Source organism: Janibacter sp. UYMM211, from assembly GCF_040547045.1.
Taxonomy (GTDB): Bacteria; Actinomycetota; Actinomycetes; order Actinomycetales; family Dermatophilaceae; genus Marihabitans; species Marihabitans melonis.
In genome coordinates, this window is the sequence record NZ_JBEPOY010000002.1 from 238,214 (window position 1) to 253,288 (window position 15,075).

Annotated in this window: 15 protein-coding genes; 9 read left to right on the forward strand and 6 right to left on the reverse strand. The window is 72.1% G+C overall.

What is annotated here, in order from left to right:
* The first annotated feature begins 7 nt into the window (after positions 1 to 7).
* Entirely contained in the window at positions 8 to 2,536 is a 2,529-nt protein-coding gene (locus ABIB53_RS06250) for an ATP-dependent Clp protease ATP-binding subunit (protein WP_201465558.1), read from the forward strand.
* A 180-nt stretch (positions 2,537 to 2,716) separates the two neighbouring features.
* Here the strand turns inward: ABIB53_RS06250 and ABIB53_RS06255 are convergent, their stop codons facing one another.
* Together ABIB53_RS06255 and ABIB53_RS06260 are read right to left on the reverse strand one after the other, a co-directional pair.
* The gene (locus tag ABIB53_RS06255; RefSeq protein ID WP_354587546.1) at positions 2,717 to 3,283 is read right to left on the reverse strand and encodes a maleylpyruvate isomerase family mycothiol-dependent enzyme; all 567 of its coding nucleotides are present in this window, start codon (positions 3,281 to 3,283) and stop codon (positions 2,717 to 2,719) included.
* A gap of 27 nt (positions 3,284 to 3,310) precedes the next feature.
* Entirely contained in the window at positions 3,311 to 3,985 is a 675-nt protein-coding gene (locus ABIB53_RS06260) for a DUF305 domain-containing protein (RefSeq protein ID WP_123091285.1), read from the reverse strand.
* 206 nt (positions 3,986 to 4,191) lie between these two features.
* Between ABIB53_RS06260 and ABIB53_RS06265 the strand changes: the two genes are divergently transcribed.
* The 3 genes from ABIB53_RS06265 (at position 4,192) to ABIB53_RS06275 (ending at position 6,802) form a co-directional block, all read left to right on the forward strand.
* Complete coding sequence (locus ABIB53_RS06265; RefSeq protein ID WP_191563150.1) at positions 4,192 to 5,610, forward strand: LVIVD repeat-containing protein; 1,419 nt, start codon at positions 4,192 to 4,194, stop codon at positions 5,608 to 5,610.
* Between the two features lie 118 nt (positions 5,611 to 5,728).
* Complete coding sequence (locus ABIB53_RS06270; protein WP_068273082.1) at positions 5,729 to 6,232, forward strand: amino-acid N-acetyltransferase; 504 nt, start codon at positions 5,729 to 5,731, stop codon at positions 6,230 to 6,232.
* 21 nt (positions 6,233 to 6,253) lie between these two features.
* Positions 6,254 to 6,802 carry a gluconokinase gene (locus tag ABIB53_RS06275; protein WP_191680699.1) on the forward strand — a complete coding sequence of 183 codons (549 nt, stop codon included), beginning with the start codon at positions 6,254 to 6,256 and terminating at the stop codon, positions 6,800 to 6,802.
* On the opposite strand, the gene ABIB53_RS06280 is transcribed toward ABIB53_RS06275, so the two are convergent.
* The 4 genes from ABIB53_RS06280 to ABIB53_RS06295 are packed head-to-tail and all read right to left on the reverse strand — an operon-like array spanning position 6,784 to position 11,049.
* Positions 6,784 to 7,674: an iron-sulfur binding domain-containing protein gene (locus tag ABIB53_RS06280; protein ID WP_354587548.1), complete on the reverse strand. Its 891-nt coding sequence runs from the start codon at positions 7,672 to 7,674 to the stop codon at positions 6,784 to 6,786. The genes ABIB53_RS06275 and ABIB53_RS06280 overlap by 19 nt on opposite strands.
* A gap of 23 nt (positions 7,675 to 7,697) precedes the next feature.
* Positions 7,698 to 8,774, reverse strand: coding sequence for a DNA integrity scanning diadenylate cyclase DisA (disA, locus tag ABIB53_RS06285; RefSeq protein WP_123091281.1), 1,077 nt, complete (start codon positions 8,772 to 8,774; stop codon positions 7,698 to 7,700).
* Positions 8,775 to 8,784: 10 nt separating this feature from the next.
* Entirely contained in the window at positions 8,785 to 10,170 is a 1,386-nt protein-coding gene (gene radA / locus ABIB53_RS06290) for a DNA repair protein RadA (RefSeq protein WP_123091280.1), read from the reverse strand.
* A 57-nt stretch (positions 10,171 to 10,227) separates the two neighbouring features.
* Positions 10,228 to 11,049, reverse strand: coding sequence for a DUF3109 family protein (locus tag ABIB53_RS06295; RefSeq protein WP_354587549.1), 822 nt, complete (start codon positions 11,047 to 11,049; stop codon positions 10,228 to 10,230).
* 35 nt (positions 11,050 to 11,084) lie between these two features.
* On the opposite strand from ABIB53_RS06295, the gene ABIB53_RS06300 reads away from it, so the two are divergent.
* Genes ABIB53_RS06300 through ABIB53_RS06320 form a run of 5 tightly spaced genes read left to right on the forward strand, consistent with a single transcriptional unit; the run spans position 11,085 to position 14,935 of the window.
* Entirely contained in the window at positions 11,085 to 12,014 is a 930-nt protein-coding gene (locus ABIB53_RS06300) for a Ppx/GppA family phosphatase (protein ID WP_123091278.1), read from the forward strand.
* Positions 12,015 to 12,043: 29 nt separating this feature from the next.
* Complete coding sequence (locus ABIB53_RS06305) at positions 12,044 to 12,835, forward strand: sugar phosphate isomerase/epimerase family protein (RefSeq protein WP_354587550.1); 792 nt, start codon at positions 12,044 to 12,046, stop codon at positions 12,833 to 12,835.
* On the forward strand, positions 12,832 to 13,446 hold the full coding sequence (locus ABIB53_RS06310) for a TetR/AcrR family transcriptional regulator (RefSeq protein ID WP_354587551.1): 615 nt from the start codon (positions 12,832 to 12,834) through the stop codon (positions 13,444 to 13,446). Before ABIB53_RS06305 ends, ABIB53_RS06310 begins: the two co-directional genes overlap by 4 nt.
* Positions 13,447 to 13,478: 32 nt before the next feature.
* Positions 13,479 to 14,204, forward strand: a complete 726-nt coding sequence (locus tag ABIB53_RS06315) for an ABC transporter ATP-binding protein (RefSeq protein WP_192826136.1) — start codon at positions 13,479 to 13,481, stop codon at positions 14,202 to 14,204.
* Positions 14,201 to 14,935, forward strand: coding sequence for an ABC transporter permease (locus ABIB53_RS06320; protein ID WP_123091275.1), 735 nt, complete (start codon positions 14,201 to 14,203; stop codon positions 14,933 to 14,935). The genes ABIB53_RS06315 and ABIB53_RS06320 overlap by 4 nt, the downstream gene beginning before the upstream one ends.
* Positions 14,936 to 15,075: the final 140 nt, after the last annotated feature.

Sequence of the window (15,075 nt, forward strand, 5' to 3'; positions counted from 1 at the left end):
TGTCCCCATGTTCGAACGGTTCACAGACCGAGCCCGGCGCGTGGTCGTGCTCGCCCAGGAGGAGGCCCGCCTCCTCAACCACAACTACATCGGGACCGAGCACATCCTCCTCGGACTCATCCACGAGGGCGAGGGGGTCGCCAGCAAGGCGCTCGAGTCCCTCGGCATCTCGCTCGAGCAGGTCCGCGAGCAGGTGCAGGACATCATCGGCCCGGGCCAGCAGGCCCCCAGCGGTCACATCCCCTTCACCCCGCGGGCCAAGAAGGTCCTCGAGCTCTCGCTGCGCGAGGCGCTCCAGCTGGGTCACAACTACATCGGCACCGAGCACATCCTCCTCGGCCTCATCCGTGAGGGCGAAGGGGTGGCCGCTCAGGTCCTCGTCAAGCTCGGTGCCGACCTCGGTCGCGTCCGCCAGACGGTCATCCAGCTCATCTCGGGCTACCAGGGTGGCTCGAAGGAGGGCGCCGCGGCCGGTGCCGGCGTCGGCGCAGGTCCCGCCGAGGGCCAGCCCGCGGGCTCGCTCGTGCTCGACCAGTTCGGTCGCAACCTCACGCAGGCCGCCCGTGACGGCGGTCTCGACCCGGTCATCGGGCGTGAGAAGGAGATCGAGCGGGTCATGCAGGTGCTCTCGCGCCGCACGAAGAACAATCCCGTCCTCATCGGCGAGCCCGGCGTCGGCAAGTCCGCCGTCGTCGAGGGCCTGGCCCAGGACATCGTGCGTGGCGACGTGCCCGAGCCGCTCAAGGACAAGCAGCTCTACACCCTCGACCTCGGCTCGCTCGTCGCGGGCAGCCGGTACCGCGGTGACTTCGAGGAGCGCCTGAAGAAGGTGCTCAAGGAGATCAAGACCCGCGGCGACATCATCCTCTTCATCGACGAGATCCACACCCTCGTCGGTGCGGGTGCCGCCGAGGGCGCGATCGACGCCGCGAGCATCCTCAAGCCGATGCTCGCCCGCGGCGAGCTGCAGACCATCGGCGCGACGACGCTCGAGGAGTACCGAAAGCACATCGAGAAGGACTCGGCACTGGAGCGCCGCTTCCAGCCGATCCAGGTCGCCGAGCCCTCGCTGGCGCACGCCATCGAGATGCTCAAGGGCCTGCGCGACCGGTACGAGGCGCACCACAAGGTGACCATCACCGACGCCGCGATCGTCGGCGCCGTGACGATGGCCGACCGGTACGTCAACGACCGCTTCCTGCCGGACAAGGCGATCGACCTCATCGACGAGGCGGGCGCGCGGTTGCGCATCCGTCGGATGACCGCGCCGCCGGACCTCAAGGAGTTCGACGAGAAGATCGCCGGCGTGCGGATGGAGAAGGAGTCGGCCATCGACGGCCAGGACTTCGAGCTCGCCGCCCGTCTGCGGGACGACGAGAAGACCCTGCTGCGGGAGAAGGCCAAGCGCGAGGAGGAGTGGAAGGCCGGCGACATGGACGTCGTCGCCGAGGTCGACGAGGAGCTCATCGCCGAGGTGCTCGCCGCCTCGACCGGCATCCCCGTCTTCAAGCTCTCCGAGGAGGAGTCCTCGCGGCTGCTCAACATGGAGGGCGAGCTCCACAAGCGCGTCGTCGGCAACGACGAGGCGATCAAGGGTCTCTCGCAGGCGATCCGTCGCACCCGCGCCGGTCTGAAGGACCCGCGTCGCCCCGGTGGCTCGTTCATCTTCGCCGGCCCCACGGGCGTCGGCAAGACCGAGCTCGCCAAGGCGCTCGCCGAGTTCCTCTTCGGCGACGAGGACAGCCTCATCACCCTCGACATGTCGGAGTACTCCGAGAAGCACACGGTCAGCCGTCTCTTCGGCAGCCCGCCCGGGTACGTCGGCTACGACGAGGGCGGTCAGCTCACGGAGAAGGTGCGCCGCAAGCCCTTCTCGGTGGTCCTCTTCGACGAGGTCGAGAAGGCGCACCCGGAGATCTTCAACAGCCTGCTGCAGGTGCTCGAGGACGGCCGTCTGACCGACAGCCAGGGCCGCATGGTCGACTTCAAGAACACCGTCATCATCATGACGACCAACCTCGGCACCCGGGACATCTCCAAGGGCACCATGGGCTTCGCCCCCGGCAACGACGGCCGGACCGACTACGAGCGGATGAAGGCCAAGGTCACCGACGAGCTCAAGCAGCACTTCCGTCCGGAGTTCCTCAACCGCGTCGACGACACCATCGTCTTCCCGCAGCTGAGCCAGGACGAGATCGTCGAGATCGTCGACCTGGAGATCGCCAAGCTCGACGTGCGGCTCAAGGACAAGGACATGGGCATCGAGCTCACGCCCGCGGCCAAGGCCCTGCTCGCCAAGCGCGGCTACGACCCGGTCCTCGGCGCCCGCCCGCTCAAGCGGACGATCCAGCGCGAGATCGAGGACGTGCTGTCCGAGAAGATCCTCTACGGCGAGATCGGCTCCGGCGAGATCGTCGGTGTCGACGTCGAGGGAGAGGGCAAGGAGGCGCGGTTCACCTTCACCGGTGCGCCGAAGGCCACCGCCATCGACCTGCCGATCACGGTCGGCGGCGAGAGCGACCCCGGCTCGGAGTGATCCCCGCCTGACCCCATGACGAAGGGGGCGACGCACCACGGTGCGTCGCCCCCTTCGTCGTCCTCGGGACCCCTCGCCGGTCGAGGTGCGACGAAGGAGCCTCGAGACCGCTCGGGTCAGGTGGGGGGGAGGCCCTTCCCTGGTCGAGGTGCGACGGAGGAGCCTCGAGACCACTCAGGGTCAGGTCGGGGGAGACCAGCGGGGGTCGCGGCCGATGAAGGCGAGGAAGCGCTCCTGCTCGCTCGCGCCCTCCGGCTCGGGCTGCTGCTCGCCGTACTGCCCCGAGCCCCGGATCATCGGCTCCATGGAGAGCATCCCCGCGTGCGCGTCTCGCACGAAGGCCGGGTCGATGGTGTCGTCCTGACCGCTCGAGCGCGCGAGGTCCCAGGAGTGCATGACGACGTCGGGCGTGTAGTACGTGTCGACGAGGCGCTCGAGCGGCAGGGTGCCCAGGTGCTCCTGGGTGACCTCCTGCCCGGCCCGCCCCGGGTCGTCGAGGAGGCCCTGCACCTGCCCCCGCACGTGCTCCCACGCGGCGGTGAGGTCGTCCTGCGCCGACGGCCCCGGGTCGAGGGCGACCCCGCAGCCGGCGAGCATGCCCGGCAGCCAGGTCGTCAGGTGCTCGACGACGTCGCGCGCCCGCCACTGGTCCACGGGCGTCGGCGCCGACCAGTCGGTGGTGCCGCCCACGAGTGCCGAGAAGCGCTCGGCGGCGGTGCGGAAACGGTCGGCAGCGGTGTCGCTCATGTCGTCCTCGTCTGCGGGTGCGCCGGCTCAGAGCCGCTTGCGCATCTGCTGCATCTGCTCGATCTGCTTGGTCTGCGTGACGTTGATGTCGTCGGCGAGCTCGCCGGTGCGCTCGTCCATGCCCTTCTCCCCGTGGGTGTCGCACATCGTGAGCGCGCCCTTGTGGTGGGCGACCATGAGGTCGAGGTACTGACGGTCGAGCTCGGTGCCGCTCGCGTTCTCCAGCGCGGTGAGCTGCTGCTGCGTCGCCATGCCGGGCATCGAGTGGTGGGAGCCGTGCTGGGTGACGAGCTTGGGGTTCTTCGCCTCGGGCGGCACCTCCTCGCCCCACGAGCGCAGGGTCGTCGCCATGCCCTCCATCTCCGGCTTCTGCTCGTCGGCGATGCGGCTGGCGATGCCCTTGACCTTGCTGTCGGTGAGCCGCCCCTTGACGATGTCGCTCATGACGATGGCCTGCGCGTGGTGGCTGATCATGTCGGTGAGGAAGGTGACGTCGGCGTCGTTGTGCGAGACCGACGGGGTGGCGATCGCGTCGCTGCCGGTGAGCGTCGAGTTCGGCTGACCGGGGGAGCCCGGCTCGAGGACGGGCGCGTCGGGGGAGGTCGCCGACGCCGTCGGCACGGGCTCGGTGTCGCCGCCCGAGCAGCCGGCGAGAGCCAGGGCGAGGGCGGACGCGATCGCGGTCGTTCGGAGGCTGCGCACGAGCCGACGGTAACCGGGGCGGGGGTGCTCTGCGAAGGGGTGGCGGCATCTTCACGCCGCGCGACCGGGGGTCTTGACCCAACGCTGACCCATCCCTGACCTTCGTCACCTTTCGGCCGACTCACAGGTCAGGAGAGGCTGAGCGAACCTTGAAGACCCGTCCAAGGGCCGCCACCCTCGTTCGGGAGCCACCGAGCGGAGGAAACATGCGTAAGCCACTACTGGCCATCGCTGCGGCAGCAGCCCTGGTCACCTCGGGCGCCGGCGCCGCACTAGCCGTCGGACCCGATGACCGGGTCGGCGTGTCCGGCACCGACCTCAAGACCGATGAGATCGGGCGCAGCGCCAACGTCAAGCACCTCGCCAACATCGCCCCGTCGGGCGTGCTGGCGCAGGGGGTCGGGACCGACCTGGCCTTCCAGGACGACAAGGCCTTCGTCGGCAACTACGACGGCTTCTCGATCATCGACATCCGTAACCCCAAGAAGCCCAAGACGATCGTCCAGGTCAGCTGCCCCGGCAGCCAGAACGACATCTCCGTCTCCGGCGACCTGCTCTACCTCTCGACCGACTCCTCGCGCAGCGACGACTCCTGCGCCTCGACGTCGCAGTCCGCGACGATCAAGGAGAGCTGGGAGGGCATCAAGATCTTCGACATCTCCGACGTGAAGAACCCGAAGTACATCAAGTCCGTCGAGACCGCCTGCGGGTCGCACACGCACACGCTCGTCCCGGGCAAGGGCAAGAACAACAAGACCGACTACCTCTACGTGTCGAGCTACTCGCCGCGTGACACCTTCCCGGACTGCAAGACGCCGCACGACCTCATCTCCATCGTCAAGGTCGACACGAAGAACCCCACCTCGGCCGCGGTCATCGCCACGCCGAACCTCTTCCCCGACGGCGGCAACCCCGGTGGCCCCGGCCCGACCCCGATCGCGAGCCGCTCGGCCACGACCGGCTGCCACGACATCACCGCGCTGCCGCACAAGGACCTCGCGGCCGGTGCGTGCATGGGCGACGGCATCATCATGGACATCGAGAACCCCGAGAAGCCGCGGGTCATCGAACGCGTCCGTGACGACGAGAACTTCGCCTTCTGGCACTCGGCCACCTTCAACGCCGACGCCTCCAAGGTGATCTTCACTGACGAGCTCGGTGGTGGCGGCGCCGCCACCTGCAACGCGGCCATCGGCCCGAACCGTGGCGCGAACGCGATCTACGACATCTCGAAGTACGGCCGTCTCGACTTCAAGTCGTACTACAAGATCGACCGCCACCAGGGCCCGACGGAGAACTGCGTCGCGCACAACGGCTCGATCATCCCCGTCGCCGGGCGTGACCTCATGGTCCAGTCCTGGTACCAGGGCGGCGTGAGCATCTGGGACTTCACGGACTCCGAGAACCCCGAGGAGCTCGGCTACTTCGAGCGCGGTCCGCTCCCCGAGGGCGCCGGCACCGGCGGCACGTGGTCGACGTACTACTACAACGGCCACATGTACTCCTCGGACATCGCCCGTGGCTTCGACGTCCTCAAGTGGGTCGACCCGTCGACCAAGAAGATCGACAAGCAGATCATGGACGAGCTCAACGTTCAGAGCCAGCCGAAGTACAAGGTCCGCTGAGCCCCGCTCGACGAGACGATCACTGACGCGAAGGGGCGTCCCGGCCAGGTGTCGGGGCGCCCCCTTCGTCGCGCCCTGCGGCGCCGAGGACGGCCCCGGCCGCGCGTACATTGGGCCGGTGCCCAGCCAGCCCGAGATCCGTCGCGCCCGAACCCCCGACGTCCGCGCCATCCGCGACCTCGTCGCGCCGCTCGCCGAGAGCCGGGTGCTCGTGAGCAAGGACGCCGTCGCCTACTTCGAGGGCATCCAGGAGTTCCGCGTCGCCGAGATCGACGGCGTCGTCGTCGGCTGCGGGGCGCTGCACGTCATGTGGGAGGACCTCGCCGAGATCCGCACGCTCGCCGTCTCGCGCGACCACCTCGGGCACGGCGTCGGCGGGGCGCTGCTGCGCGCGCTGCTCGAGGACGCCCGCGAGATCGGGGTCGAGCGGATCTTCTGCCTCACCTTCGAGACCGACTTCTTCACCCGGCACGGCTTCACCGAGATCGAGGGCCGCGCGGTCGACCCGGAGGTCTACGCGGAGCTGCTGCGCTCCTACGACGAGGGCGTCGCCGAGTTCCTCGACCTCGAGCGGGTCAAGCCGAACACCCTGGGCAACACCCGGATGCTCCGTCAGCTCTGAGGTCCTGGGTAGGTTGGCGCGATGAGCACCGACGCGCAGCCGATCCGTCACGTCGTCGTCATGGGGGTGTCCGGCGCCGGGAAGACCACCCTCGCCGAGGGGGTCGTCGCCGCGACCGGCTGGGCCTTCCTCGAGGGCGACCGGCTGCACCCCGAGGCCAACATCGCGAAGATGGCTGACGGCCACCCGCTGACCGACGAGGACCGCTGGCCGTGGCTGCGGGCGATCGGGGAGTGGATCAGCGACCGCGAGGCGAAGGGGGAGAGCGCGGTCATCGCGTGCTCGGCGCTCAAGCGCTCCTACCGCGACCTCCTGCGCGAGGGCCGCGAGCACGTCGAGTTCTTCCTCCTCGACGTGCCCGAGGACGAGCTGTACCGGCGGCTGGAGACCCGTGAGGGTCACTACATGAAGGCGTCGATGCTGCGCTCCCAGCTCGACACGCTCGAGCCCTTCGGGGCGGACGAGCCCGCGCGCACCCTGCGCTCCGACGGCGACGAGGACGAGGCCCTGCGCGAGACCCTCGAGCTGCTCGGGCTGCCCGGGCAGCCGGCTCAGACCGGCAGCCGGTAGCCCTCGCCGTCGGGCTCGACGAGCCCGTCCTCGACGAGCCCGGCGAGGCAGCGGTCCACCTTCGCCGGGTCCTGCGGCCACACCTGCGCGACCTGTTCGCGGCTCACCGAGCCGACGCTCTCCCGCAGCAGCTGCACGACCCGCCCGCGCACCTGCCGGTCGGTGCCGTGCCATGACTGACCACGCCGCACGGGTCCGTCATGGGCCGGTGACCCCGCCCGGCGCCACGCGCACAGGTCGCTCACCGGGCACTCCTCGCAGCGCGGGGAGCGGGCCGTGCACACGAGCGCCCCGAGCTCCATGACCGCGGCGTTCCACGCGTTGGCGTCGTCCGTCTCGGGCGGCATCGCGCCCGCGGCGAGCCGGGCCTCGTGCGCGGTGAGAGCGGGGGCGGCCTGGGCACGCCCCTCGAGCGCCCGGGCGAGGACCCGGCGCACGTTCGTGTCGACGACGACCTCGGGCAGGCCGTGCGCGAAGGACGCCACGGCGGCCGCGGTGTAGGCGCCGACACCGGGCAGGGCGAGGAGGTCCTGCGGGCTCGTCGGCACCTCGCCGTCGTGCCGCTCGACCATGGCGACCGCCGCCTCGCGCAGCCGCAGCGCGCGGCGCGGGTAGCCCAGCCGCCCCCACAGCCGTACCGCGTCACCGGGAGCAGCGGATGCCAGGTCGGCGGGCGTCGGCCACCGACGCATCCACTCCTGCCAGATCGGCACCACCCGGGCGACCGGGGTCTGCTGCGACATCACCTCGGAGACGAAGACCTCCCAGGGCGTCGTGCCGGCTGCCCGCCACGGCAGGTCGCGGGCGTGCTCGTCGAACCAGCTCAGCACCCGTCGGTGGACGTGCGCCAGCTCGGTCTCAGCGGTGCTCACGACGGACCTCGGCCTCGACCGGGTCAGACGTAGCGCTCGAGGATGGAGGTCTCGGCCAGGCGAGACAGCCCCTCGCGCACGAGGCGGGCGCGGCCCTCGCCGACGCCCTCGACGGTCATGAGGTCGTCGATGCCCGCGGCGAGCAGGCGCTGCAGCCCGCCGAACTGGTGGACGAGCCGCTCGATGATCAGGCCCGGCAGACGGGGGACCTTCGACAGGATGCGGAAGCCGAGGGGGCTGACCGTCGCGTCGAGGTTCTCGCCGACGATGGAGAAGCCGAGGGTCTTCGCGCACGCGCCGAGGTCGAGCAGCGCGGTCGGGTCGAGGGCGGCGAGCGAGGCCATCATCTCCTCGACCGTCGGCGGGTTCGAGGCGCTCGGCGCGTAGTCGCGCGCGACCCACATGAGGTCGTCCTGCAGGCCGGCGGTGAGCTCCTCGAGCTGGAGGGTGAGCAGACGACCCTCGGTGCCCAGCTCGACGACGTAGCTCTCGATCTCCTCGCTGATGCGGCGCACCATCTCGAGGCGCTGCAGCACCGAGGCGACGTCGCGGACCGTGACGAGGTCCTCGATCTCGAGCGCCGAGAGGGTGCTCGTCACCTCGTCGAGCCGGGCCTTGTAGCGCTCGAGGGTCTGCAGGGCCTGGTTGGCGTACGACACGAGCTCGGAGGCGGGCTTGACGACGTGGCGACGTCCGCCGACGTAGAGCGCGATGATGCGCATCGACTGGCTCACCGAGACGACGGGGTGACCGGTCTGGCGGGCGACCCGCTCGGCGGTGCGGTGCCGGGTGCCGGACTCCTGGGTCTCGATGCTCGGGTCGGGCAGCAGCTGGGTGCCGGCCCGCAGGATGCGGTTGGAGCCGCGGTCGAGGACGATCGCGCCGTCCATCTTGGCCAGCTCACGCAGACGCGTCGAGGAGAACTCGATGTCGAGGGGGAATCCGCCGGTCGCGATCTGCTCGACGACCCGGTCGTGACCGAGGACGACGAGGGCCCCGGTGTTGCCGCGCAGGATGCGCTCGAGGCCGTCGCGCAGCTCGGTGCCGGGCGCGACCGCGGCCAGGGTCGCCCGGAGCAGGTCGTCGTCGTGGTCGGACACGAGCGTGAGTCTAGGTCCCCGCGGGTGCGCTCGCCGACGAGCGCGAGCGGGCCTGCTCGATGGCGCTCGAGAGGTCGCTCACCTCGACGACCTCCATCCGGGGCGGGGGCGTGCTGTCGGCGAGCGCCCCCACCGGCACGAGCGCCGTCGTGAAGCCCAGGCGCGAGGCCTCGAGGAGACGGCGGGACACCCCGACGGCCGGTCGCACCTCGCCCGACAGCCCGACCTCGCCGAGCGCGAGCAGGGTGTGCGGCAGAGGCCGGTCCTGGACGGCGCTCGCGATGGCCAGGGCCACGGCGAGGTCGCTCGACGGCTCGGTGATGCGCACCCCGCCGACGGTGCTCACGTAGGTGTCGGCACGCCCGACGGGGGCCCCGGCGCGGCGGTCGAGCACCGCCATGATCATCGCCACCCGCGAGGAGTCCAGCCCGACGCTCGCCCGGCGCGGGGTGGGGATCTCGGAGGGGGCGACGAGGGCCTGGATCTCGGTGACGAGCGGACGGCGCCCCTCGAGGGTGACGGTCGCGCAGGTGCCCGGCACGGTGACGTGCCGCGAGGACAGGAAGAGCCCGCTCGGGTCCTCGAGCCCGTGGATGCCGGTGTCGGTGAGGTCGAAGCACCCGACCTCGTCGGTCGGGCCGTACCTGTTCTTCACCGCCCGCACGAGCCGCAGCCGCGAGTGGCGGTCGCCGTCGAACTGCACGACGACGTCGACGAGGTGCTCGAGCATCCGCGGCCCGGCGATCGAGCCGTCCTTCGTCACGTGGCCGACGAGCAGCATCGCGATGCCCGCGGCCTTCGCCCGCTGGATGAGGGCTCCGGCGACCTCGCGCACCTGGCTGACGTTGCCCGCCGCGCCGTCGACCTCGCCCGAGGCGAGGGTCTGCACCGAGTCGACGACCGCGAGCGCCGGGGCGCGCTCGTCGAGGTGCGCCAGGACGGTGCCCAGGTCGGTCTCGCTCGTGAGGTAGAGCTCGTCGGCGAGGGCGCCGATGCGCTGGGCCCGGGCCCGCACCTGCGCCGCTGACTCCTCGCCGCTCACGTAGAGGACGGGCCGGTGGGCCGCTGCACGCGCGGCGACGTCGAGCAGCAGCGTCGACTTGCCGATGCCCGGCTCGCCGGCGACGAGGACGACCGAGCCGGGCACGATGCCCCCGCCGAGCACCCGGTCGAACTCGCCGACCCCGGTGCTCCACGACTGCGCGTCCTCGGCGGCGACCTGCGCGATCGGCTGCGCGGACCGCTCGACCCGCCGGGCCGCGGTTGTGCGCACGGTGGCCGCGCCGATCTCGACGAGCGTGCCCCAGGCCTGGCACTCGCCGCAGCGGCCGACCCACTTCACGGTGGTCCACCCGCACTCGGAGCACCGGTACCCGGGAGACTTCGTCGCTGCCATGCCGGTCAACCTACGTGGGCGGCCCGACAGCCCCGGCGGCCCCGGGCGAAGGGGAGCTCACCCCTTCGCGTCGGCCGCCAGCGTCGCCGGGTGGACGAGGAGGGGGAGCAGGGCTCGGCCCTGCGGCGAGGTGCGCCCGGAGGGGGCGCGCACCGCGTCGACGAGCGCGAGGTGGGCCTCGCAGTGCTCGACGAGGGCCGCGTAGGCAGGGGCTCCCATGAGCTCGACGAGACCGTCGCGCTCGGTGACGTAGACGGGGTCGGCCGCGACGTGCGCGTCGGGGCTGCCCGAGCAGTACCAGTCGAGGTCGTGGCCACCGGGGCCCCAGCCGCGCCGGTCGTACTCGCCGATGCTCACCTCGAGATAGCTCGTCTCGTCGGGCAGCTCGACGGTGCGGTAGGTGCGCCGGATCGGCAGCTGCCAGCACACGTCGGGCTTGACGGTGTGCGGCGGCACACCCTCGAGCACCGCGTGCTGGTGCAGGGCGCAGCCCGCCCCGGCGGGGAAGCCCGGGCGGTTCAAGAAGATGCAGCCGCCGTCGACGACCTTGGTCTTGCGGGCGCCGTCCTCGCGCTCGGTCCACGCCGTGAGGCGGGTCGATCCGGGGTGCAGCTGCCACTCGTCCTCGCCGAGCCGCTTCGCGACCGCCCGGACCCGCTCGACGTCGTCGTCGTCGGTGAGGTGCGCGCCGAGGGTGCAGCAGCCGTTGTCGGGGTGATCGGCGTCGATCCCGCAGCAGCCCTGCCCGAAGATGCAGGTCCAGCGCGAGGTGAGCCAGGTGAGGTCGCAGCGCAGGCGCTGGCCCTCCTGCCCGGGGTCGTCGAACTCGACCCAGGTCCGCGGGGTGCCCAGGGGCGTCTCGCCTGCGTGCTCGCTCATCGCGGATCACCCTACGGCCCGTAGGGTGTCGACCCATGCGCCTCGGGGTCATCGACGTCGGATCCAACACGGTCCACCTGCTCGTGGTCGACGCGCACCGCGGCGCGCAACCGCTGCCGGCGACGTCGCACAAGATCGAGCTCCGGCTCGCCGAGCACGTCCTCGACGACGGCCGCGTGCGCGACTCGGGCACCGAGCGCCTCACCCGCTTCGTCGCCGAGTGCCTCGAGGTGGCCGACGAGCAGGGCGTCGAGGAGACCCTCGCCTTCGCGACGAGCGCGATCCGTGAGGCACCTAACGGCGAGGAGGTCCTCGCCCACGTGCGCGAGCGCACCGGGGTCGAGCTGCGGGTCCTCTCCGGCGAGGACGAGTCGCGCCTGACCTTCCTCGCCGCGCGGCGGTGGGCCGGCTGGTCCGCGGGCAAGCTCCTCGTCCTCGACATCGGCGGCGGCTCGCTCGAGGTCGCGGTCGGCACCGACGAGGACCCCGACGTCGCCCTGTCCTTCCTCCTCGGCGCCGGTCGGGTGACCCGAGAGCTGCTCGCGGGGGATCCCCCTTCGCCCGCCGAGGTGCGTGCCGCGCGCAAGGCGGTCCGGGCCGAGCTGGCCCGCCACATCCGCCCGCTCGCCAAGGCGGGCGCCCCCGACCGGGTCGTCGGCACGAGCAAGACGATGCGCTCCCTGGCGCGCATCGCCGGCGCCGCCCCCTCGGCCGAGGGCCCCTACGTCAGCCGCGTCCTCACCCTCGAGGACGTCACCCGCACGATCGCGACGATCACGCCGATGACCTCGGCCGAGCGCACCGGGCTGCCCGGCGTCTCGGCGTCTCGGGCCCACCAGCTCCTCGGTGGTGCGGTCGTCGCCGAGGCCGCCATGGGGCTGCTCGGCGTGGACAGCCTGCAGATCTGCCCGTGGGCCCTGCGCGAAGGGGTCATCCTGCGTTACCTCGACCACCTCGACACCTGAGCCGGGGGCTGCCGGTCTACGCTCGGCAGATGCCGCGCATCCCCGTGGCGCTGTCCTCGGCGTCCGTGTACCCGCAGACGACGTCCTCGGCCTTCGAGACCGCAGCGCGGCTGGGCTACGACGGGGTCGAGGTCATGGTGTGGACCGACCCGGTGAGCCAGCAGGCGGCCGCGCTGCGCGGTCTGTCCGAGCACCACGAGCTGCCCGTCGTGTCCGTCCACGCGCCGACCCTGCTCCTCACGCAGCGGGTGTGGGGGCCGGACGCGTGGACGAAGGTCGACCGGTCCATCGACCTCGCGCACGACGTCGGGGCGCCCGTCGTCGTGCTCCACCCGCCCTTCCGGTGGCAGAAGGAGTACGCGCGCGCCTTCGCCGACGGGGTCGCCGAGCGCGAGCACGACCGCGACATCGTCCTCGCCGTCGAGAACATGTACCCGTGGACGGCCCGCGGCCGTCAGGTCGAGGCCTACCTGCCCCACTGGGACCCCGTGCCCCAGCCCTACGACCACGTGACGCTCGACCTCTCGCACACCGCCTCGGCCGGCTCGGACGCGCTGCAGATGGTCCGTGACCTCGGCCCTCGCCTGTCGCACCTGCACCTCGCGGACGGCAGCGGCGAGACGATCCGCGACGAGCACCTCGTGCCGGGGCGCGGCGGGCAGCCGTGCGCGGAGGTCCTCGGCGAGCTCACGACGAGCGGCTTCGAGGGGGCGGTCGTCCTCGAGGTCGGCACCCGTCGTCGCCCGCAGTCCGAGCGCGAGAGCGATCTCGCCGAGTCCCTGCGCTTCGCCCGGGAGCACCTCGGCCAGCTCGTCGGATGAGCGCGCGACCGCCCGCGCGGCGCGGCCGCCGCGGCGGTGACGCCGACACCCGCGCCGAGATCCTCGCCGTCGCCCTCGAGCACTTCGCGGCGAAGGGGTACGACGCGACCTCCCTTCGCGGCATCGCGCGCGAGGCCGGGGTCGACCCGGCGCTCGTGCACCACTACTTCGAGGGCAAGAGCGCCCTCTTCGCCGAGGTCATCGGCATGCCGGCCGACCCCGCGGCGCTCGTCTCGCACGTCCTCGCCGGCCCGCAGGAGCACGTCGGCGAGGCGCTCGCCCGGACCTTCTTCTCCGTGTGGGACCCGCCCGAGGGGCGGATGCGCTTCCAGGGGGTCATCCGTGCGGCCGTGGGCTTCGAGGGGGCGTCGCGGATGGTGCAGGAGTTCGTCGTGCGCGAGATCTTCGGGCGGGTCGCCGGCGAGCTCGCCGCGCGCACGGGGCGAGGCGCCGACGACGCCGCCCTGGGCGCCGGTCTGGCCGCCGCGCAGGTCGTCGGCGTCGGGCTGCTGCGCTACGTCCTCGAGGTGCCGGCCCTCGTCGACGTCGAGGTCGACGAGCTCGTCGCCCGGCTCGCCCCGGTGCTGCAGCGGCACCTCGTCGGGGGCTGACAGCGACCGGGGGCGGTGCTACTTTTCATCACATGATGAAAAGCGCGGTGGAGGTGCGCCACCTCCGCGTCGCCCGGGGCGGGCGCACCGTCCTGGCCGACCTGTCCTTCGCCGTCGGCCGCGGCGAGGTCGTCGGTCTCCTCGGGCCGAGCGGCGGGGGCAAGTCGACGGTCATCCGTGCCGTCGCGGGGGTGCAGCGGGTCGCCGGGGGAGAGGTCGAGGTGCTCGGCCGACCCGCCGGGTCACCTGACCTGCGCGACCGGGTGGCCTACGTGACCCAGGCGCCCAGCGTCTACCCGGACCTCACCGTCCGGGCCAACGTCGTGCACCTCGCCCGGCTGCTCGGCGTGCGCGACGCAGCAGGGGCCGCCGAGCGCGCGATCGCCCAGGTCGACCTCGGCTCGCACGCCGACCGGCTCGTCGCGACCCTCTCCGGCGGCCAGCGCAGCCGGGCCTCGCTCGCCGGCGCGCTCGTCGGCGACCCGCAGCTGCTCCTGCTCGACGAGCCGACGGTCGGCCTCGACCCGGTGCTGCGCCGTGACCTGTGGGAGCTCTTCCACCGGCTCGCCGCCGACGGCGCCGCGCTGCTCGTCTCGAGCCACGTCATGGACGAGGCGGCCCGCTGCGACCGCCTGCTCCTGCTGCGCGACGGCGCGCTCCTCGCCGACGACACCCCGGCCGGGCTGCTCGAGCGCACCGGTGCCCACGACGCCGAGGGCGCCTTCCTCGCCCTCGTCGAGCAGGGGAGCGCACGATGAGCCCCCGGCGCGCGGTCGTCACGGCGGCCCGGGTGCTCGCCCAGCTGCGCGGCGACCACCGAACCGTGGCCCTCATGCTCCTCGTGCCGTGCGTGCTCATCGGGCTGCTCGCCTGGGTCTACGAGGGCGGCCCGCTCTTCGACCGGGTCGGCCCGATGCTCGTCGGGATCTTCCCCTTCGTCGTCATGTTCGTCGTCACCTCGGTGACGACACTGCGCGAGCGCACCTCAGGCACCCTCGAGCGCCTGCTCACCACCCCGCTGGGCAAGGCCGAGCTGATGACCGGGTACGCGCTCGCCTTCGGGCTCATGGCGCTCGTCCAGGGGGTCGTCGTCACCGCCTTCGCGCTGTGGGTCTGCGGGCTCGACGTCGCGGGGCCGGCGTGGGCCCTCGTCGGCCTCGTCGTCCTCTCCGCCCTGCTCGGCACGGCGCTGGGCCTGCTCGCCAGCGCCTTCGCCCGCACGGAGTTCCAGGCGGTGCAGCTCATGCCCGCGCTCGTCCTGCCGCAGCTGCTCCTGTGCGGGCTGCTCGTGCCGAGGGCGCAGCTGCCGCGGGTGCTGGAGCTCGTCTCGGACGTCCTGCCGCTGTCGTACGCGGTCGACGCCGGACGGGTCATCGCCACGCAGGCGCAGCCCTGGTCCGACCTCGCCGAGCCCGTCGTCGTCATGCTCGGGTGGGTCGTCGCGGCGCTCGTCGTCGGCTCGCTCACCCTGCGCCGCCGCACCGCCTGACCCCCGCCCCAGCTTTCCCGCCCAGGGCGGGAAAGTGCGACCTCGGGAAGGAACTGTTCCTTCCCGAGGTCGACGCTTCCTTCCCATGGTCGGGGTCGAGGTGCCATGGGCCTGTACCGGCGGCGCCCCTAGGCTGCGCT